The organism is Halomonas shengliensis (genome assembly GCF_900104135.1).
Classification (GTDB): Bacteria; Pseudomonadota; Gammaproteobacteria; order Pseudomonadales; family Halomonadaceae; genus Halomonas; species Halomonas shengliensis.
The window spans coordinates 301,907-321,588 of record NZ_FNIV01000004.1 but is presented as its reverse complement, the minus strand read 5'-3'; the positions used below and the strand labels follow the sequence as shown (position 1 = coordinate 321,588).

Here is a 19,682-nt window from a genome sequence, read left to right as displayed (position 1 = left end):
CACTCCTCCTAGGCCTCCGGCGCCTCCGGCTCCACCACGATGGCGCGGCTGCCCCAGCCCGGCTGGTGGCGCCCCTCGAAGCGGTCCAGCGCCTCCACCGCCAGCTGGCGGCCCAGGGTGATCAACGCCTCGGCGCGGTGGAACTCGTAGGCACCGCACACCGTCTTGGGCACCTCGATCAGCACGTCCGGCGGGTGCCCCGCCACCTTGTACTTGGCCAACGCCGCCTGGGTGATGTCGAAGGAGGCGAGCACGGTGTCGAGGCGCCCCCACTGGCGGCGGCGATCGCTCTCCGCGTCGCCCGCTGCCTCCTCGGTCTCGCGCCCGCCCAGGCCGTCGATCCAGCGCCCGGCGGCGCTCCTCACCCCCTCGACCCAGCCGGCGAAGTCCACGCCCGAGGAGGCGTCGCGGGCGGCCTCCCGCTCACGCTCCTCCCGGGCCGCCTCCGGTGGCAGAAGCTCCTCCAGGGTCACCGGGCGCGGGCTATGGGCGGTGACGTTGACCGCCAGCACCAGGTCGGCGCGGGCGGCCAGGGTGGGCATGATCGGCAGCGGGTTGAGCAGGCCGCCGTCCACCAGCACCTGGTCACCGCGGTGGACGGGGGTGATCACCCCGGGCACGGCGATGGAGGCGCGGATCGCCTCCAGCAGCGGTCCGCTCTGGAACCACACCTCGCGCTGGCGGGTCAGGTCGGTGGCCACGGTGGTGACCGGGATCGCCAGGTCCTCGATGCGGGTGTCCCCCACCAGGCTCTCCAGCTTGGCCATCACCTTGCTGGCCTTCATGGCGCCCATGGGGCTCCAGGTGATGTCCACCAGGCGCAGCACGTCGAAGTAGTCGAGCCGGCAGACCCAGTCGCGGTAGGCCTCCAGCTGGCCGGCGGCGTAGACCCCGCCCACCAGGGCGCCCATGGAGCACCCCGAGACCGCCACCACCTGGTAGCCGCGCCGCTCGAGCTCCTCGATCACGCCGATATGGGCATAGCCGCGCGCCCCGCCGCTGCCGAGCACCAGCGCCACCCGCTTCTCCCGTGAGGCGCCTCGCCTGTCGTCGTTCATGACCCGGCCTCCCTCGCCAGTCTCTCCGCGCTGTCGCCTGCTTCTCCTGCTCATCCGCCCACCTCGTCGCTGCGTCGTTCCGCCTCCGCCGGGAACGCCACCCCACCCGTACCCTCGGCCCAGGCGGCGATGGCCTCGGCCACCGCCGCCACCGCACCGGGCTCCAGGTGCAGGTGGTGCCCGCCCGGCAACACCCGGCGCTCGAGCCCCGGCAGCGCCGCGCGGGCGGCACGTGCCCGCTCGCTCTCGCCGAGGATGCCGTCCTCCCCTTCGACCAGCAGCGCGGGACAGGCGATCGCCGCCAGGCAGGCCGCCACCTGGGCCGGGGTCAGGCGCACCGGGGAGGGGCGCACCAGCCGGGGGTCGCTGCGCCAGCCCAGAACTCCGTCCGCCAGGAGGCGCAGGTTGCGCGCCACCACCGGTCGGATGCTGGCGGCCTCTACCGGGGTCGCGCCGCCCCTGGCGCGCGCGGCCACGGCGCTCTCCTCGTCAGCATAGCGCGGCCCACGGGAGGGCGGGCGGCGGTGGCCCAGCAGGCCCCGTCGCAGCTGCCGCGGGGCCTGGTCGGCGGGGGTGGTCACCGCCCCCAGGCCGTCGATCAGCGCCAGCCGCCCCACCCGTTCGGGCAGCGCCGCGGCGACCAGGCAGGCCACCCCGGCACCCATGGAGTGGGCCAGCAGGGTGGGCGCATCGAGGCCCAGCGCCTCGACGGCGTCGAGGACGTCGTCGCAGTAGTCCCAGATGGCGTAGTCGCCCGGCGAGTGGGCGGAGTGGCCATGGCCGGCGAAGTCGATGGCCACGACACGGATGCCCAGGCGCGCCACCAGCCGCGGGGCGAGGCGCGAGAAGCTCGCCGCGTTGTCGAGCCAGCCATGCAGCGCCAGCCAGGTGGGCGCCCCGGGGTCGCCCCAGGCCAGGGCCGCCAGGCGGTCATTGGCCAGGCGCAGCGAGGCGGGAGCCATCATGGCGCCACCCCGATCAGCTCGTCGAGCACCCCGAGCAAGCCCTGGCGGGCCGCGTCGGGGTGCTCCATGGGGAACATGTGGCTGCCGGGCACCAGGCGCACCCGCACCCCGTGGCGGGTCAGGCGCCGGCGCCGCCGCGGGGTCAGCAGGTCGGAGTCCTCGCCGGCGAGCACCGCGTGGGGCACCCGCAGCCGGCGCGGCAGGTCCCCCAGATGGTCGGGCAGGTGGCGAAAGATCTCCACCTCGATGGCCGGGTCATAGACCAGCACCGCGCGGCCGTCATCGAGCAGGCGGGTGCCGCCTTCCACGTAGTCGTCCAGGGCCTGCTCGGTGAAGCGCCGGAAGAGCCCGCGGCGGCGCAGGTAGTGGCGCATCGCCTCGCGATCCGGCCAGGTGGTGCGCCGCCCCAGGCTGCGCCCGGCGGGGGTGACGCGGTCCACCAGTCCCAGGCGCTTGGCGCTCTTCATGGCCCAGGCATCGAGCCCCAGCATCAGCGGCGGGTCGAGCATCACCACGCAGCGGAAGCGCTCGGGGGCCGCCTCGGCGGCCATCGCCATCAGCACCCCGCCCATGGAGTGGCCCACGCCGATCACCGGGGTCTCGAAGGCCTCCAGAGCATGGAGCAGCTCGTCGCGCAGCGCCAGCCAGTTGTGCCCCACCGGGAAGTCGGGATGATGGCCCAGGCGGTCCAGGGGGTGCAGGGTGAAGCGCTCCCCCAGCGGCGCCAGGAAGCTGCGGTAACAGACCCCGGGGAAGCCGTTGGCGTGGGCGAACAGCAGCGTGGGGCGGTCGGTCTCGGCGGCGGTCATCGGGGATCCTGGTCCGGGAGTCGGGGCGGCGCGGGGCGCCTGGTGGTAGCAGGCTAACGGGATTACCATGGTTCGCCAAGTCACCCAGCCCCGGAGCCGCCGTGAACGCCCGCAAGCCCCGTGATACCCGCACCCGCAACCGTCTGTTCTTCGCCACCGTGCTGGCCGCCGTGGTGGTCGGCTTCTGGCTGGCGCGCTGATGGATGCGCTGGCCCTGTTCCGCTCCACCCTGGAGATCACCCTGCCGGTCTTCGCCATGGTCTTCATCGGGCTGGGGCTCAAGCGCGCCCGCTGGATCGACGCCGCCTTCGTCACCACCGCCTCCCAGCTGGTGTTCAAGGCGACACTGCCCACCCTGATCTTCCTCAGCATCATCCGTGCCGACCTGGCGGCCACCCTCAACCCCCGGCTGCTGGTCGCCTTCGCCCTGATCACCCTGGGCGGCTTCCTGGCGGTGTGGGGCTGGGCGGCGCTGCGCGTGCCCCGCGCCGACCGCGGCAGCTATATCCAGGGGGCCTTCCGTGGCAACTGCGGCATCGTCGGCTTGGCGCTGGCCGCCGGCATGTACGGCGACTACGGCCTCTCCGCCGGCGGCCTGCTGCTGGGGGTGGTGATCCTCACCTACAACGCCTTCTCGGTGGTGGCGCTGGCCGCCTATCGCGACGAGGCCCGGGTCGACTGGCGCGACATCCTCGCCCATATCGTGAGGAACCCCCTGATCCTGGCGGTGGTGGCGGCGGTGCCGGTGGCGCTGCTGGCCCCGCCACTGCCCGGCTGGCTGCTCACCTCGGGCGACTACTTCGCCTCCCTGACCCTGCCGCTGGCGCTGATCTGCATCGGCGCCACCCTCTCCTTCGGCGCCCTGCAGGCCTCCGGCATCACGGCGCTCAGCGCCAGCCTGATGAAGATGGTGGCGCTGCCGGCCCTCTCCACCGGCGCGGCCTGGCTGGCGGGCTTCGAGGGGCGCGAGCTGGGGGTGATGTTCCTGTTCTTCGCCAGCCCCACCGCGGCGGCGGCCTTCGTGATGGCCAAGGCGATGGGCGGCAACGCCGTGCTCACCGCCAACATCATCGCCCTGACCACCCTGATGGCCAGCGTCACCCTCACCCTGGGGGCCTTCGGGCTGCAGGTGATCGGACTGATCTAGCGGCGGCTGGTCAGGAGAGGCGGTATCTCCTCTTCGGCTTGCCCCCAGCGCCCTCGCGTACGGTCCTGATCCTGGCTCAGCCGAGATCGGCAGGGCTGACAAAGCGTGCCAGGCGGGCACAGCCTGCCGCCCACACCTCGGCCTCGAGTTCCGCCACAGCGGCGGTGGGGAAGCCGAGGCCACGGTCCGTCCGTCCCTCCACCAGCAGCCCGGTCAGCGCCCCCACCAGCGGCATATGGCTGACCAGGATCAGCGGCCGCCCCGCCGGCTGTTCGAGCAGCCAGTCGCTCACCGCCTCGGGGGCGTCGTCCGGCGTGATCAGGGCGAGGGGCTCGATCTCCACCTCGAGCGCCTCGGCCAGCGCCGCGGCGCTCTGAAGGGCGCGGCGGTAGGGGCTCGCCAGCAGGCGCGCCTCACCCACTCCATGCTGGCCGGCCAGCCAGGCCGCCATGCGCCCCGCCTCCTCCCGGCCGTGGTCGGTGAGCGCTCGCTCGCGGTCCGGGGCGCCCGGGGCGGCCTCGCCGTGGCGCATGAGCCAGAGCCGCTCAGCCATGCTCGCCTCCCGTTTCACCGGCACGCTCGCGATGGGCGCGCTGGACATCCTCCCGGGCCAGCACGAACTCCACGTCGCTGCTCTGCTCGCCCAGCATCAGCATCTTCGCCATCTCCTTGGCCGGCACGCCCTTGAAGAGCACCTGGTAGAGCCCCTCGGCCAGCGGCATGTAGATGCCCTCGGCACGCGCCTTGTCGCGGACCAGGCGCACGGTGTTGACCCCCTCGGCCACCTGACCCAGGGCCTCCACCGCCTCGTCGAGGGACTTGCCCTCGCCCAGGGCGTAGCCGACCCGGTAGTTGCGCGACAGCCGCGAGGAGCAGGTAACGATGAGGTCCCCAACCCCGGCCAGTCCCAGGAAGGTCATGGGGTTGGCGCCCTGGGCCACGGCGAAGCGGCTCATCTCGGCCAGCGCCCGGGTCATCAGCATGCTGCGGGTGTTCTCGCCCATGCCCAGCGCGGCGGCCATGCCGGCGGCGATGGCGTAGATGTTCTTGAGCGCCCCGCCGAGCTCCACCCCGTAGCGGTCGTTGCTGGCGTAGACCCGAAAGTAGTCGCAGCCCAGTGCCGTCTGCACCCGGGTGCGGGTCTCGGGGTCGTCGCTGGCGATCACCGTGGCGGTCAGCTGTTTGTCGGCCACCTCGGAGGCGAGGTTGGGCCCGGAGATCACGCCGATATGGGCGAAGCCGGTCTCCTCCTCGAGGATCTGGCTCATCAGCTTGAAGCCCTCCTCCTGGATGCCCTTGGTGGTGGTCACCAGGATCTGCTGCGGGGCGAGGAAGGGGCGCGCCTGGCGCACCACCTCGCGGAACGCCTTGGAGGGGATCGCCACCAGCACCAGGTCGGCGCCCTCGAGCACCTCGGCCATCCCGGTGGCGGCAACCACCGCAGGGTTGATGGCGTAGTCGGGCAGGTAGCGGCCGTTGACGTGCTCGCGGTTGATCTGCTCGGCCAGCGCCGGGTCGCGCAGCCACTGGCGCACCCGGGCGCCGTTGTCGGCGGCGATGCTGGCCAGCGCGGTGCCGAAGCTGCCGCCGCCGAGCACCGCCACGCGCAGGGGTTGGTCGGTCATGGTCGCCCCGTGTCGGTCGGAATCGATGGGCGCAGTGTAACGAAAAACGCCCCACGAAGGGGGCGTCTCGAGGCGACAGCGCCCGGGCCTCGGCCCGGGCGGTTGGCCGGCTCAGTCGATCTGCGGCAGCAGCGAGTCGATGCTCTCCCGGGCATCGCCGTAGAACATCCGGGTGTTCTCCTTGAAGAACAGCGGGTTCTCGATGCCGGAGTAGCCGGTACCCTGGCCACGCTTGCAGACGAACACCTGCTTGGCCTCCCACACCTTCAGCACCGGCATGCCGGCGATGGGGCTGTTGGGATCCTCCTGGGCGGCCGGGTTGACGATATCGTTGGAGCCGATGACGATCACCACGTCGGTGGTGGCGAAGTCGTCGTTGATCTCGTCCATCTCCAGCACGATGTCGTAGGGCACCTTGGCCTCGGCCAGCAGCACGTTCATGTGGCCGGGCAGGCGACCCGCCACCGGGTGGATGCCGAAGCGCACCTCCTTGCCGGCACTGCGCAGCTTGCGGGTCAGCTCGCTGACCGCGTTCTGCGCCTGGGCCACCGCCATGCCGTAGCCCGGCACGATGATCACGCTGTCGGCGTCGTTGAGGGCGCTGGCCACGCCACCGGCGTCGATGGCCACCTGCTCCCCCTCGATCTCCGCCGCCGGGCCCTGGCTGCCGCCGAAGCCGCCGAGGATGACGTTGAGGAAGTTGCGGTTCATCGCCTTGCACATGATGTACGACAGGATGGCACCGGAGGAGCCCACCAGGGCGCCGGTGACGATCAGCAGGTCGTTGGAGAGGGTGAAGCCGATGGCCGCCGCGGCCCAGCCGGAGTAGCTGTTGAGCATCGACACCACCACCGGCATGTCGGCGCCGCCGATGCCCATGATCAGGTGGTAGCCGATGAAGAACGCCAGGGCGGCGATCAGCAGCAGGGTCCAGAAGCCGGCACCGTTGAGGTAGAGGATGGCCAGCAGCAGCGACAGCGCCGCTGCGCCGGCGTTGAGCATATGCCCGCCGGGCAGCTGCTTCGGCTTGCCGTCCACCTTGCCGGCCAGCTTGCCGAAGGCGATCACCGAGCCGGTGAAGGTCACCGCGCCGATGAACACGCCCAGCACCACCTCGATCTGCAGGAACATCAGCTCGTCCGGTGCCTTGGTCGCCACCAGGGCGGCGAAGGCGGAGAACTGGTCGGTGCTCGCCTCGACGGCACGCGCGGCGAGCACGCGACGCCGCTCGAGGTCGGCGCTCCAGCCGACGAACACCGCCGCCAGGCCGACGAAGCTGTGCAGCGCCGCCACCAGCTGCGGCATCTCGGTCATGTCGACCTTCTTGGCCACATAGACGCCGATGCCGGCGCCGATGATCATCATCGGGATCATCCAGCCGTAGGCGCCGATGCCCGGGCCGAAGGCGGTGAAGAACACCGCCACCGCCATACCGACGATGCCGTACCACACCGCCCGCTTGGCCTTTTCCTGATTGCTCAGCCCCCCCAAGGAGAGGATGAACAGCACACTTGCCGCGATCGCCGCGGCAGACACGAATCCTTGACTCAGCATGGGTTGTCTCCGCGGTTCATGATTTCTGGAACATGGCCAGCATCCGGCGTGTCACCAGGAAGCCGCCCACGATATTGATGGTCGCCACCAGCACCGAGATGGCCGCCATCAGGGTCACCAGGCCGTTGCCCGAGCCGATCTGCAGGATCGCGCCCAGGATGATGATCCCGGAGATGGCGTTGGTCACCGCCATCAGCGGCGTGTGCAGGGAGTGGCTGACCCCCCAGATCACCTGGAAGCCGACGAAGCAGGCCAGGGCGAAGACGATGAAGTGCTGCATGAAGGAGGGCGGGGCCACCTGGCCGAGCAGCAGCATCAGCGCGCCGCCGACGCCGAGCAGGGTCACCTGGCGCTTGGTCTGGGCCTTGAAGGCGGCGTGCTCGGCGGCCTTCTTCTCCTCGGGGGTCGGCTCCTTCTCCTTGGGCTTGGGCTTCGCCGCGGCGATCGCCTTCACCTTGGGCGGCGGCGGCGGGAAGGTGACCTCGCCCTGATGGGTCACCGTGGCGCCGCGGATGACGTCGTCCTCCATGTCGTGGACGATCTGGCCATCCTTCTCCGGCGTCAGGTCGGTGAGCATGTGGCGGATATTGGTGGCGTAGAGCAGCGACGACTGGGTCGCCATGCGCGACGGGAAGTCGGTGTAGCCGACCACGGTCACGCCGTTGTCGGTCACCACCTTCTCGTCGGGCACCGTGAGGTCGCAGTTGCCGCCCTTCTCGGCCGCCAGGTCGACGATCACCGAGCCGGGCTTCATGGCCTTGACCATGTCCTCGAGCCACAGCTTGGGCGCGGGGCGGCCGGGAATCAGCGCGGTGGTGATGACGATGTCCACGTCCGGTGCCTGCTCGCGGAAGCACTCCAGCTGCTTCTCGCGGAACTCGGGGCTGGAGGGCGCGGCATAGCCGCCGGTCTCGGCGCCATCCTGGCTCTCCTCGAAGTCGAGGAACAGGAACTCGGCACCCATGGACTCGATCTGCTCGGCCACCTCGGGACGCACGTCGAAGGCGCGCACCACTGCACCCAGGCTGGTGGCGGTGCCGATGGCGGCGAGGCCCGCCACGCCGGCACCCACCACCAGTACCTTGGCCGGCGGCACCTTGCCGGCGGCGGTCACCTGGCCGGTGAAGAAGCGTCCGAAGTTGTTGCCCGCCTCGATCACCGCGCGATAGCCGGCGATGTTGGCCATGGAGGAGAGGGCGTCCATCTTCTGGGCCCGCGAGATGCGCGGCACCATGTCCATGGCCACCACGGTGGCGCCCTGGGCACGGCACTTCTCCAGCAGCTCCTCGTTCTGGGCCGGCCAGAAGAAGCTGATCAGGGTCTGCCCCTGGCGCAGGTGCTTGACCTCCGCGTCCTCGGGCTCACGGACCTTGATCACCACCTCGGCCTCGCTCCACAGCGCCTCGGCGCCGTCGACCACGCTGACGCCGGCGTCGCGATAGGCCTGGTCGTCGAAGCCGGCGGCCACGCCGGCACCGCTCTCGATCAGGCAGTCATGTCCAAGCTTCTGGATGAACTGCGCGCTGTCAGGGGTCAGCGCCACACGCGCCTCGCCCTTGGCGAGCTCCCTGGGTGCACCAATCTTCACGTTGGATCTCCCGGTTGGTTATTGAATTCTTGCATAGGTCAGACCGGATATTCATACCGGACAATGCCGCATTGCACAACCGTCGAAAATGCGTCGAAGGCGATGAAAAGGCAAGCATCCGGGGCAGAAACGTCTCGACAACGGTGCGCCGCGGGAGGCAGGAAGGCAAGGGACAAAGGCGCGCAGGCCGCCCGAAGGCGGCCTGCAGCGGAGAAGGTGACGCGGTGGGGTCAGGCGCTCAGCAGGGCGTTGAGGCGCTTGACGTAGACGGCCGGGTCATCGAGGTGACCGCCCTCGGCGATGATCGCCTGGTCGAGCAGCACATGGGCCAGGTCGGCGAAGCCCTCGCCCTCGGTCTGCTCCAGGCGCGCCACCAGCGCGTGCTCGGGGTTGAGCTCGAGGATCGGCTTGACCTCCGGCACCTTCTGGCCGGCGGCCTCCATGAGGCGGCGCATCTGGAAGCCCATCTCGTGCTCGGGCAGCACCACGCAGGCCGGCGAATCGGTGAGACGGTGGGTCACCTTGACCTCCTGGACGCTCTCGCCCAGCGCCTCGCGGACCCGCTTGACCAGATCCTCCTTGGCCTTGGCGGTCTCCTCCTGGGCCTTCTTCTCCTCCTCGCCCTCGATCTCGCCGAGGTCGAGCTCGCCCTTGGCGACATCGACGAAGCTCTTGCCGTCGTACTCGTGGAGGTGGCTCATCAGCCACTCGTCGATGCGGTCGTGCAGCAGCAGCACCTCGATGCCCTTCTTGCGGAAGATCTCCAGGTGCGGGCTGGACTTCGCCGCATTGAAGCCGTCGGCGACGATGTAGTAGATCTTCTGCTGCCCCTCCGGCATGCGCTCGACGTAGTCGGCCAGGGACTGGTCCTGGGTGGCGCTGTCGGTGTGGGTAGTGGAGAAGCGCAGCAGGCCGGCGATCTTCTCGCGGTTGGCGAAGTCCTCCGCCGGCCCCTCCTTGAGCACGCTGCCGAAGGTGTTCCAGAAGGTCTGGTAGGCCTCCTGGTCCTTGGCCAGCTTCTTGAGCATGTCCAGCGCCCGCTTGGTCAGCGCGGACTTGATCTTCTCGACCTGGGGGTCCTGCTGCAGCAGCTCGCGGGAGACGTTGAGCGACAGGTCGCGGGTATCCAGCACGCCCTTGATGAAGCGCAGGTAGAGCGGTAGGAACTGCTCCGCGTCGTCCATGATGAAGACGCGCTGCACGTAAAGCTTCACGCCCCGGGCGCCGTCGCGCTCATAGAGGTCGAAGGGCGCGCGGCCCGGCACGTAGAGCAGACTGGTGTACTCGAGCTTGCCCTCGACCTTGTTGTGGCTCCAGGTCAGCGGGTCCGAGAAGTCGTGGGCCACGTGCTTGTAGAAGGCCTTGTACTCCTCGTCGGAGATCTCGCCCTTGGGGCGCACCCACAGCGCGGTGGCCTCGTTGACGGTCTCCCAGGTGACCGTCTCGCTGCCCTCGATCTCGTTGCCCTCCTCGTCGCGGGCCTTCTCGACCTTGGGCATGCGCACCGGCACCTCGATATGGTCGGAGTACTTGCGCACCAGGCTCTGCAGGCGGAAGTCGTCGGCGAACTCCTGGGCATCGGCCTTGAGGTGCAGCACGATCTCGGTGCCGTGGGCCTCGCGCTCGACATCGGCGACGGTGAACTCGCCCTCGCCCTTCGAGCGCCACTCGACGCCCTCGGCGTGGTCGCTGCCCGCCTTGCGGGTGCGTACCGTGACCTCGTCGGCGACGATGAAGCCGGAGTAGAAGCCCACCCCGAACTGGCCGATCAGGCGGGCGTCCTTCTGCTGCTCCCCGGAGAGCTGCTTGAGGAACTCGGCGGTGCCGGAGCGGGCGATGGTGCCGAGGTTACTGATCACCTCGTCGCGGCTCATGCCGATGCCGTTGTCGCGCACGGTGACGGTGCCCGCCTCGGCGTCGTGCTCGATCTCGATGCGCAGCTCGCTGTCTCCCTCGTAGAGGGCGTCATCGTCCAGCGCCGCGTAGCGCAGCTTGTCGCAGGCGTCGGCGGCGTTGGAGATCAGCTCGCGCAGGAAGATCTCCCGGTTGGAGTACAGGGAGTGGATCATCAGGTGGAGCAGCTGCTTCACCTCGGTCTGGAAGCCGAGGGTCTCCTCGTGGTGCGTCGCGGTGGTCATGTGGCGTGAACCCCTCTCTCTTCTCGACATGACGGCATGTTCGTAACCGGCAATCGATATGGGGGTCCCGCGACGCTTTTCAAGGCGCGGGGAGGCTCAGCGATCCTCGGCGTCGGGCTCACCCAGCACGAAGTGCAGTCGCGCGGTGGCCACCGGAGCCGTCTCACGCGCCTGCCAGGCGCTGACCGTGACGTTGGCCAGCCGGCGCCCCTCGCGCAGCAGCTCGCAGCGGGCGAAGGTGGGCGCGAGGCGCGCGGCGCGCAGGTAGTCGATGGAGAGGTCCACCACCCGCGGCAGCCGCGGCTCGCGGGTGGCCAGCATCAGGTCGAGGGTCGCGGCGGTCTCCATGAAGGCCGCCACCACGCCGCCGTGCAGCGCCGGCAGCATGACGTTGCCGACGTTGCCCGGGTGCGGCTCGAGACGGTAGCGCAGGCCGTCGCCCGTGGGATCGGGCTCGGCGCTGACGCCGATGCGCCGGGCGTAGGGGATCAGCGCCAGCCAGGCGGCCAGGTCACGGTCGTCACGGGTGCGCGCCAGCCAGGCGGCGCGATGGAAGCCCTCAGGCATGGGCGTCCTCCTCGGCGAACAGCGCCGCGGCGAAGCCGGGCGGGGTGTTGCGTGGCCCCAGGCGCACGAAGTTGCCGACGGCCCGGGCGACGTCGCCGTGCCCCGCCTGCCAGACGCGCCCCTCGGTGAAGACGATGGAGGCGGTGACCCGTCGGGTCCAGGCCTCCACCTCCAGCGGCTCGCCGGCCAGCGCCGGGCGATAGTGGTCGACGCGCAGGTCCAGGGTCGGACACACCTCGGGGGCGGGAAGGGCCGGCAGCACCGCCGAACCGCAGGCGGTATCCAGCAGCATGGTCAGCACGCCGCCATGCACCAGGCCGCGCACGGCGTCGCCGGTGAGGTCCGTGTGCCAGGGCAGGCGCATGCGCACCCCCTCGGGGCCGGCGGCGAGCACCTCGAGGCCCAGCTCCCGGGTATGGGGGATCACCGTGACGAAGCGGGTCAGGGCACGCCGCCAGTCGGCGGCGTCGGGCGAGGCATCGGTGGGGAACGTCATGCGGGTCGGGCTCGTCTCGCGGGTCGATCAAACGATCGTATCAGGTCGTGGAGGCGTCGTCCTCGTTCGCGTCCACCCCGCCCTCGCGCCAGGAACGATAGGGAGCCAGGGCGGCGTCGACTCGGGTCAGCAGCCAGCCGACGATCACCGCGTCGTCGAGCACCCCCACCAGCACCAGGACGTCGGGGATCAGGTCCAGCGGCGAGACCAGGTAGACCAGCGCCGCGAGCATCCACAGCATGGCCGGCCAGGGCACCGGGCGGTAGCGCCCACGCAGCACGTCCCTGAGCATCGGCACGAACAGCCGCAGTGCCCGGGCGATCTGCGCCACCACACGGGAGCGGCGCCGCAGCCGCGTCTTCAGGTTGCCACCCTTCTGCGCCATGGGCCTTCTCCTTGTCCGTCGCGGCGAACTCCGCTATCAAGGCAGCAAGGTACCACAGGCGATCCGCGCCCGCCGCGACCCCCTTGGGGCCTGTCGTGACCGGGCGACACTATCCCACCGCCCCGCGCCTGGGCGAGGATGAGGCATCGCGCAACGTTCTGCTGGAGGCTTCGCCATGTTCCTGCGCCCCACCCTGCTCTCCTGGCGCGGCCTGGCCGTCGCCGCCCTGGCCTGCCTGCCGCTGGCCGGGCCGTCCCAGGCCGCCCAGGCCGATGACCGCGCCATGCGCGAGGCCCTGGCGGCCGCCCGGGCCGGCGACTGGCCGGCGGTCGACCAGGCCGCCATCCGCGACCACGCGCTGGCCGGCTACGTAGCCTACCATCGCCTGCGCGACCGCCTCCCCGAGGTCGCCCCCGGCGAGGTGCTCGACTTCATCGACCGCCACGCCGACTCGCCCCTGGCCGAGTGGCTGCGCGGCCAGGCCATCGCCCAGTACGGCCAGGCCGGGCGTCGCGCGCACCTGCTGACGGTGGCCGACGGCGAGCCGGAGGGCACCGCGCGTCGCTGCTACTACTACACCGCCCTGCTCGACCGCGACCCCGCCACGGCCGCCGAGGGCGGGCGTGAGCTGTGGCGAGTCGGGCGCTCCCAGCCCGACGCCTGTGACACCCTCTTCGATACCCTGCGCTCCCGTGGAGAGATCGGTGAGACGGAGATCTGGGAGCGCCAGATGCTCGCCTGGCAGGCCGGAGAGAGCGGCCTGGCACGCTACCTGGGACGGCTGCTGGGCAGCCGCTGGCAGGGCGCCCTCGCCGCCGTCGACAGGGTGCAGCAGTCGTTCGCCACGGTGACCCAGGTGCCCCGCTGCCTGGGCCCCGACTGTGCGGCCAGCGGCCCCTTCTTCGCCGCCGCCCTGCACGGCTATGTGCGCGCCGACACCGAACAGGCCCTGGCGGCCTGGCGCCAGATCGCCCCGCAGCTGGCGATCGCGCCCGAGCATCGCCAGGCCATCGAGCGCGACCTGATCTTCTACTCGCTGGTGCGCGAGGTGCGCGAGAACCGCGCCTGGGTGGATGCAGCCCTCCCCCAGCTTCCCGACCCGGAGCTCCTCGAGCTTCGCGTGCGCACCGCCCTTGCCGAGCGCGACTGGCGCGGGGTACTGGCGTGGCTCGCCGAGATGGATGCCGAGACCCGCGATGACGCCCGCTGGCACTACTGGGCGGCCCGCGCTCAGGAGCAGCTGGGGCGCGACACCGAGGCGCGGGCGGCCTACGCCCGGGCGGCCGAAGAGCGCAGCTTCTTCGGCTTCGCCGCCGCCGACCGCCTGGGCCAGCCCTACGCCCTCAACCTCGAGCGCAACGCCATCGGTGAGGCCGAGCGTCGCGAGGTGGCCGACTGGCCGGTGGTGCGGCGCACCGAGGCGCTGATGCGCATCGGCGAGCCGGGACTCGCCGCCAGCGAGTGGTACGCCGCGGTGCGCCGCGCCGGCCCGCGCGAGGTTCGCGCCCTGGGCGACTACGCCGCCCGCCGCGGCTGGCACGCCAAGCTGGTGCAGACCACCATCGCCGGCCAGCTGTGGGACGCCCTGGCGTGGCGCTTCCCCGAGGCCTACCGCGAGCACTTCCTGCACTGGGGGCGGATGACCGGGGTCGACCCCTACCTGCTGATGGGCATCGCCCGGCGCGAGAGCGCCTACAACCCTGAGGCGCTCTCGCCGGCCGGCGCCCGCGGCCTGATGCAGGTGATGCCCGGCACCGCCACCCAGCTGGCCCGCCAGCTCGGCATCGGCGACCCCGGCCCCTACGGCGTGCTCGACCCCGAGCTCAACATTCGCCTGGGCAGCACCTACATCCGCGACATGCTGGAACGCTACCGGGGCAACCGCCTGGCCGCGGCGGCGGCCTACAACGCCGGCCCCGGCCGCGTGGACCGCTGGCTCGAGGAGAGTGCCGGCAGCGAGTTCGACCTCTTCGTCGAGCGCATCCCCTTCCGCGAGACCCGCCGCTACGTCAAGGCGGTACTCACCTACCGGGCGATCTTCGAGAGCCTGGCCAACGGCGGCGACAGCACGGGGGTCTCGATGCTCAGCGACGCCGAGAAGGCGGTGCGCTACGACGGCTCGCTGCTGGCCCGCAACTAGCCGGGCTGGCGTTCCAGCGCCAGCTTGATGCCGAAGGCGATGAGCACGGCGCCGGTCACGCCGTTGAGCCAGCGGGCGAAGGCGGCGCTGGCCAGCAGCCGGCCGGCGCCGCCCACCATCAGCGCCACCCCCACCTGCCAGAGGTTGGCGATCACGAAGTGCACCCCGGCCAGGAACAGCGACTTGGCCAGTGCCGGGTCGCCGGGGGCGATGAACTGCGGCAGGAAGGCCATGTAGAAGACCACCGTCTTGGGGTTGAGCACATTGGAGAGCAGCCCCTCGCGCAGCGGCCGCCAGACGGGCACCGTCTGGCGTGCCCCGCTTACCCCGGCTACCGGCAGCCCCTGGCCGCGCCGCGCCGCGAGGAGCGCCTGGAGCCCCAGCCAGATCAGGTAGGCGGCCCCCGCCAGCTTGAGCACGCCGAAGGCCCAGGCCGACTGCAGCAGGATCAGCGAGATCCCCAGCGCCGAGACCGCGGCGTGCACGAAGAGCCCGCAGCAGATCGCCAGGCTGGTGAGCACCCCGTCGCGCACCCCGCCGCGGGCGGTGTTGCGGATCACCAGCAGGGTGTCCACTCCCGGGGTGATGGAGAGCAGGGTGATCGCCACCAGGAAGGGCCAGAACTGCGCATCGACCAGCATGGCGCTAGCCCGCCCGGCGCGCGTGGCGCATCGAGATCTGGTCGTTGAGGGTCCAGAAGTCGTACAGCACCCCCAGCCCCAGCAGGCCGAAGGTGAGCAGGTAGAGGATCCCGGTGAGCCACTTGCCCTGGTAGAAGCGGTGCAGGCCGAACACCCCGAGGAAGGTCAGCAGCAGCCAGGCCAGGGAGTAGTTGATAGGCCCGGCGGTGAAGCGCAGGTCCGCCTGGCGATCCATGGAAGGGATCAGGAAGAGGTCGATCAGCCAGCCGATGCCCAGCAGGCCGAGGGTGAAGAACCATAGGGTGCCGGTCACCGGCTTGCCGTAGTAGAAGCGGTGGGCCCCCAGGAAGCCGAACAGCCAGAGCAGGTAGCCGAGCAGCTTGCTGTGGGTGTCGCGAGGGGCGATGTCGGTATGGGTCATGTCGATCTCGAAACGGGTGAAGGGAGGTGGCCGGGCGTGCTGGACGCTTCCGGGGTTTCCAACTAGAGTGACCTTGCGGGCTCGGTAGCGGCTCCCGGCGCCCCACCGCGGGCACCCAGGCCGGTAAGCCGAGGCGCCGCAGACGATGCGCTGGTCCCGGATGGAACGATGTCAGTTGAACACGCTTCCTTCTTTTCCCGCCAGGCACCGCGGCAACGGCGTGACGTCACGCCCGCGCCGGCAACACTATCTAGCAAGTTAAGGAAATCGACAAATGGCAACTGGCACTGTCAAGTGGTTCAACGACACCAAGGGTTACGGCTTCATCTCCCCGGACGACGGCGGCGATGACCTGTTCGCGCACTTCTCCGAGATTCAGGCTGAAGGCTTCAAATCCCTGCAGGACGGCCAGAAGGTCACCTTCGAAGTGACTCAGGGCAAGAAGGGCCTTCAGGCCTCCAACATCCGGCCCGCCGACTGAGGCATTGCCGGACGCGGCGACAGCACTGCTGCTGAGCCGCCGCTGAAAGAGACGGGCCCACCCTGGCGGTGGGCCCGTCGCGTTGGGTGCCATGGGTCGTGCTGCCGGAAGCCTACGACCGCTCACTCCTCGGGCGTCGCCTCCTCGCCCGGCACGGACGCCTCCTCCCAGGGTGTAGCCTGATCGTCGCCGAACTCGGGCACCTCCTGCTCCATCGCCTCGAACTGCTGCTCCAGTTCGCGCTGGGCCGCCTCGAAGCGGCGTTCCTGCTCTTCGAGGAAGGCGTCGACCTCGGCATCGCCCGTCGCCTCACCGCTCAGCGGCTCCTCGTCGAGGGCGGTGTCGATGTCGATTCCGACCTCCGCCTCGCCTTCCATTGGCTCCGGCACCACGGCCTCCTGCTCGGCCTGCTCGAACTGCTGGTCGATGCGCTGGCGGGCCTCCTCGAAGCGCTTCTCGGTCTCCTCGATGATGGCATCCACGTCCTCGCGGGTCGCCTCGCCGGTCAGGGTTCCCTGCCGCTCCAGGGTCGCCTCGGGCGAGGCCCCCAGGGTCGTCTCGGCATCGGCTTCCACCGGCTCGCCGGCAGGCGCCGCGGAGGCGGGTGCCTCGGCATCGGCCGGCACGCCCTCTCCCGCCGCGGCGGCCCCCTCAGGCATGGCGGCATCCGCTCCCCCGGCGTCCTCGGCCACCCCCTCCGTCTCGGTCGCCTCTTCGGGCGACTCGGGCGTCTCGGGCATCGGCTCCGCCGGCGCGGCCTCGGCACTCTCCTCAACATTCTCCTCGGCGCCTGACAAGGCCTCGGGGGCGGGATCGTCGCCGTTGCCGCAGCCGGCCAGGCCCAGCGCCAGCAGCAGCGCCACTAGGGTCGGTTTCCAGGGTTGGGTGCTCATGGCGACTCCATCTGCGTGTTCAAGGGGGCACATTGCAGCAGAGCGCCTCGTGCCTCGCAAGTCGCCCGCTCAGGCCGCGTCGAGCTCGCCCAGCGGCAGCGGGCAGCCCAGGCTCCAGGCCACCGCGCGCAGCAGCTCGGCCTCCTCGGGGGCGACCCGGCCGTCATGCGCCACGCAGCACACCATGGCGGCGACCAGCGGCGCGCGATCGGCGTCGCGCAGCCGTGCCAGCCGCGAGAGCGCCCACTCCAGCTCCGCGGCCGTCGCCGGTTCGGCGACGAAGTCCAGGGGCACGCCCAGCGCCGCGGACACGCCGGCCAGGGCCTCCCGCGCCGCCTCGGGCTCGGGGTGACCCGCCAGCGCCAGGGCGGAGAGCAGCCGCGACAGCGGGCCACCCAGGTCGGCCAGCCGGCGGTCGCGCAGCGCACGCCGCTCGCCGTCGAGCCCGGCACGCACCAGGCGATGCAGGGCCCACTGCAGGGCGCCGGGCGCCGTCTCGGCGGCCATCAGGCCATCCAGGCAGGTGCGAAAGCGCGCCCCCTGGGCCGGGCTCAGGGCGCGCAGCGCCGGCAACGAGAGCTCGATCAGCGGCAGCCGGTCGCCAGGCGAGAGCCGGGCCAGGGGCTCGGCCAGGGCATCGAGTTCGGCCACCACCTCGGGCAGCGCCTGGCGCCCCAGCACCGCCCGCTGGGCCTCGCGGCTGGCCGGCTCGACGCCCATCAGGATGGCGTAGACCAGCGCCCGGGCCGCGAAGGGCTCGTGGGCGGCATCGAGCAGGCGCGCCTCGAGCCCCGCCAGGCGTCGCCGCGCCCGGGCCAGCGACGCCTCGTCGGGGCGACCGATGCTGGCCGCCGCCACGCTGCCCAGGGCGGCGCCGGCCAGCTCCGCTCCGTCGGCGGGGCTGGCCGGGCTGGCGGAGGAAGCCGGCGCCTGGGTGGCAGCGGGCGAGGCAGGAGTGGCCCTGGGCGTCGGGGCGAAGGGCTCGGGCAACCGACCGTCCCAGCGCGGCAGCACCCGGCGGATGCGCGCCTCCAGCGGCGGGTGGGTGGCGGTGAGGCGGCTGAAGTGGCGCACGCCGCTGCCGAAGTAGAGGTGGCTGAACTCGGCGGCATGGCTGGCCATCAGCCGCGAGCCCAGGCGGTAGGCGGCCAGGGTCTTGAGGGCGCCGCCGATGCCCTCGGGGTTGCGGGTGTACTGCACCGCGCTGGCGTCGGCGAGGAACTCGCGCTGGCGGCTCACCGCGGCCTTGATCAGGTTGCCACACAGGGTGCCGGCATAGCCCACCGCCATCAGCCCCACGCCGAGGCCGAGCAGCGCCAGGTGGCCGCCGCCGCGGCGCGAGCCCCGCCGGCGGCGCCCCCCGGCCATGCCGCGCAGCAGGAAGCGTCCCGCCAGGCCGATCACCAGGATGCCGTGGAGCAGCGCCACCAGGCGCAGGTTGAGGCGCATGTCACCGTGCAGGATATGACTGAACTCGTGGGCGATGACGCCCTGCAGCTGGTCGCGGTCGAGGTGCTCGATGGCCCCGCGGGTCACGCCGATCACCGCATCGTGGCTGTCGTGCCCCGCGGCGAAGGCGTTGATGGCGGCGTCCTCGAGCAGGTAGACGGCAGGCACCGGCAGCCCCGAGGCGATCGCCATCTCCTCCACCACATGCAGCAGCCGCCGCTCGCCCTCGTCGCGGGTGTCCAGCGCCAGCGGCCGCCCGCCCAGCGCCTCGGCCACCGCCGAGCCCCCGGCACGCAGCTGCAGATGGCGCACCAGGCCGCCGAGCACCACCACCGCCACCACGCCGCCCGCCACCATGGCGAAGAGGCGCGGCTCCAGCGCCGCCGTCAGCGGGTCGCCGGCCCCCATCCGCTCCGGGTTCAGCACCACCACCGTCACCGCCACCAGCACGCAGGTCAGCACCACCAGGGCCACCACGGCGAGCAGCAGCAGCAGGACCAGCCGGCCGGAGAGGCGCCGGGCGCGATCCTGGGCGGTGAAGAAGTCCATGGCGCGAGCCTCAGAAGCTGACGCGCGGCGCGGCCTGGATCTCGGCGCTGTCCTCGAACTCGAGCAGCGCGGCGTCGTCGCGGTGGCCGAAGGAGGCCGCCAGGATCACCGGCGGGAAGCGCTGCTTGTAGGTGTTGTACTGCATGACGGCGTCGTTGAAGGCCTGGCGCGCGAAGGCGACGCGGTTCTCGGTACTGGTCAGGGTCTCGGAGAGCTGCTGCATGTTCTCCGAGGCCTTGAGGTCCGGATAGGCCTCCATCACCACGTTGAGGCGCCCCAGGGCGGCGCCCAGCGCCCCCTCGGCACCGGCCAGCTCGGCCATGGCGGCGGCATTGCCGGGGGCGGCGGCGGCGTGCTTGAGGCCCACCTCGGCGGCGTTGCGCGCCTCGGTGACCGCGCTGAGGGTCTCGCGCTCGTGGGCCATGTAGGCGCGGGCGGTCTCCACCAGGTTGGGGATCAGGTCGTGGCGCCGCTTGAGCTGCACCTCGATCTGGGCGAAGGCGTTCTGGAAGCGGTTCTTCAGCGCCACCAGGCGGTTGTAGATGCTGACCGCATAGATCAGCAGGGCGACCAGCAGCACGATGGGCAGGATCAGCGAGAGGTCCATGGCATCCTCGACCGGGAGTGAAGGGACAGGCGCCGACTGCGGCACCCTCGCTTAACCTTAGCCGCTCGCCGGCAGACTGACGACACCGGCAAGGCGAGGCCCGTCCCGTCTCGGCGGCGTCACACCGCCAGGGCAGGCTGGCGTCGAATCATGCCATTCCACCGCCGGC

19 protein-coding genes are annotated in these 19,682 nt (G+C 71.3%); 3 read left to right on the top strand and 16 right to left on the bottom strand.

Features of this window, described 5'->3' with window-relative positions; genetic code table 11:
* Window positions 1–8: 8 nt before the first annotated feature.
* The 3 genes from BLP95_RS08355 to BLP95_RS08345 are packed head-to-tail and all read right to left on the bottom strand — an operon-like array spanning window position 9 to window position 2,832.
* Entirely contained in the window at window positions 9–1,058 is a 1,050-nt protein-coding gene (locus tag BLP95_RS08355; RefSeq protein WP_089678167.1) for a patatin-like phospholipase family protein, read from the bottom strand.
* Between the two features lie 50 nt (window positions 1,059–1,108).
* A complete protein-coding gene (locus tag BLP95_RS08350) occupies window positions 1,109–2,023 on the bottom strand; it encodes an alpha/beta fold hydrolase (protein WP_089678165.1) in 915 nt (304 codons plus the stop codon).
* A complete protein-coding gene (locus tag BLP95_RS08345; protein ID WP_089678163.1) occupies window positions 2,020–2,832 on the bottom strand; it encodes an alpha/beta fold hydrolase in 813 nt (270 codons plus the stop codon). The genes BLP95_RS08350 and BLP95_RS08345 overlap by 4 nt, the downstream gene beginning before the upstream one ends.
* Window positions 2,833–3,031: 199 nt before the next feature.
* Here BLP95_RS08345 and BLP95_RS08340 point away from each other — a divergent pair, with 199 nt between their 5' ends.
* Window positions 3,032–3,979 carry an AEC family transporter gene (locus BLP95_RS08340; RefSeq protein ID WP_089678160.1) on the top strand — a complete coding sequence of 316 codons (948 nt, stop codon included), beginning with the start codon at window positions 3,032–3,034 and terminating at the stop codon, window positions 3,977–3,979.
* A gap of 76 nt (window positions 3,980–4,055) precedes the next feature.
* On the opposite strand, the gene sixA is transcribed toward BLP95_RS08340, so the two are convergent.
* The 8 genes from sixA to BLP95_RS08300 form a co-directional block, all read right to left on the bottom strand.
* Window positions 4,056–4,532, bottom strand: a complete 477-nt coding sequence (gene sixA / locus BLP95_RS08335) for a phosphohistidine phosphatase SixA (RefSeq protein ID WP_089678158.1) — start codon at window positions 4,530–4,532, stop codon at window positions 4,056–4,058.
* Window positions 4,525–5,604 carry an NAD(P)H-dependent glycerol-3-phosphate dehydrogenase gene (locus BLP95_RS08330; protein WP_089678156.1) on the bottom strand — a complete coding sequence of 360 codons (1,080 nt, stop codon included), beginning with the start codon at window positions 5,602–5,604 and terminating at the stop codon, window positions 4,525–4,527. The genes sixA and BLP95_RS08330 overlap by 8 nt, the downstream gene beginning before the upstream one ends.
* A gap of 111 nt (window positions 5,605–5,715) precedes the next feature.
* Window positions 5,716–7,158, bottom strand: a complete 1,443-nt coding sequence (locus BLP95_RS08325; RefSeq protein WP_089678154.1) for an NAD(P)(+) transhydrogenase (Re/Si-specific) subunit beta — start codon at window positions 7,156–7,158, stop codon at window positions 5,716–5,718.
* A 16-nt stretch (window positions 7,159–7,174) separates the two neighbouring features.
* Window positions 7,175–8,746: a Re/Si-specific NAD(P)(+) transhydrogenase subunit alpha gene (locus BLP95_RS08320; protein ID WP_089678152.1), complete on the bottom strand. Its 1,572-nt coding sequence runs from the start codon at window positions 8,744–8,746 to the stop codon at window positions 7,175–7,177.
* 230 nt (window positions 8,747–8,976) lie between these two features.
* Window positions 8,977–10,884, bottom strand: a complete 1,908-nt coding sequence (htpG, locus tag BLP95_RS08315; RefSeq protein ID WP_089678149.1) for a molecular chaperone HtpG — start codon at window positions 10,882–10,884, stop codon at window positions 8,977–8,979.
* A gap of 96 nt (window positions 10,885–10,980) precedes the next feature.
* Window positions 10,981–11,451: a PaaI family thioesterase gene (locus tag BLP95_RS08310; RefSeq protein ID WP_023005636.1), complete on the bottom strand. Its 471-nt coding sequence runs from the start codon at window positions 11,449–11,451 to the stop codon at window positions 10,981–10,983.
* Window positions 11,444–11,947, bottom strand: coding sequence for a PaaI family thioesterase (locus tag BLP95_RS08305; RefSeq protein WP_089678147.1), 504 nt, complete (start codon window positions 11,945–11,947; stop codon window positions 11,444–11,446). The genes BLP95_RS08310 and BLP95_RS08305 overlap by 8 nt, the downstream gene beginning before the upstream one ends.
* A 40-nt stretch (window positions 11,948–11,987) precedes the next feature.
* The gene (locus BLP95_RS08300) at window positions 11,988–12,332 is read right to left on the bottom strand and encodes a YkvA family protein (RefSeq protein ID WP_089678145.1); all 345 of its coding nucleotides are present in this window, start codon (window positions 12,330–12,332) and stop codon (window positions 11,988–11,990) included.
* Between the two features lie 175 nt (window positions 12,333–12,507).
* On the opposite strand from BLP95_RS08300, the gene BLP95_RS08295 reads away from it, so the two are divergent.
* Window positions 12,508–14,472, top strand: coding sequence for a transglycosylase SLT domain-containing protein (locus BLP95_RS08295; RefSeq protein ID WP_089678143.1), 1,965 nt, complete (start codon window positions 12,508–12,510; stop codon window positions 14,470–14,472).
* On the opposite strand, the gene BLP95_RS08290 is transcribed toward BLP95_RS08295, so the two are convergent.
* Window positions 14,469–15,113 (bottom strand): LysE family translocator, encoded by a 645-nt coding sequence (locus BLP95_RS08290; protein WP_089678141.1) that lies wholly within the window; start codon window positions 15,111–15,113, stop codon window positions 14,469–14,471. The two genes, BLP95_RS08295 and BLP95_RS08290, sit on opposite strands and share 4 nt — an antisense overlap.
* Before the next feature lie 4 nt (window positions 15,114–15,117).
* Window positions 15,118–15,534 carry an NINE protein gene (locus BLP95_RS08285; RefSeq protein ID WP_089678139.1) on the bottom strand — a complete coding sequence of 139 codons (417 nt, stop codon included), beginning with the start codon at window positions 15,532–15,534 and terminating at the stop codon, window positions 15,118–15,120.
* A 274-nt stretch (window positions 15,535–15,808) separates the two neighbouring features.
* Here BLP95_RS08285 and BLP95_RS08280 point away from each other — a divergent pair, with 274 nt between their 5' ends.
* Window positions 15,809–16,015 carry a cold-shock protein gene (locus BLP95_RS08280; RefSeq protein WP_023005630.1) on the top strand — a complete coding sequence of 69 codons (207 nt, stop codon included), beginning with the start codon at window positions 15,809–15,811 and terminating at the stop codon, window positions 16,013–16,015.
* A 122-nt stretch (window positions 16,016–16,137) separates the two neighbouring features.
* Here BLP95_RS08280 and BLP95_RS08275 read toward each other — a convergent pair whose 3' ends face one another.
* The 3 genes from BLP95_RS08275 to BLP95_RS08265 form a co-directional block, all read right to left on the bottom strand.
* Complete coding sequence (locus tag BLP95_RS08275; protein WP_089678137.1) at window positions 16,138–16,908, bottom strand: hypothetical protein; 771 nt, start codon at window positions 16,906–16,908, stop codon at window positions 16,138–16,140.
* Window positions 16,909–16,977: 69 nt separating this feature from the next.
* On the bottom strand, window positions 16,978–18,906 hold the full coding sequence (locus BLP95_RS08270; RefSeq protein ID WP_089678134.1) for a M48 family metallopeptidase: 1,929 nt from the start codon (window positions 18,904–18,906) through the stop codon (window positions 16,978–16,980).
* Window positions 18,907–18,916: 10 nt separating this feature from the next.
* Complete coding sequence (locus BLP95_RS08265) at window positions 18,917–19,513, bottom strand: LemA family protein (protein ID WP_089678132.1); 597 nt, start codon at window positions 19,511–19,513, stop codon at window positions 18,917–18,919.
* Between the last annotated feature and the right edge of the window lie 169 nt (window positions 19,514–19,682).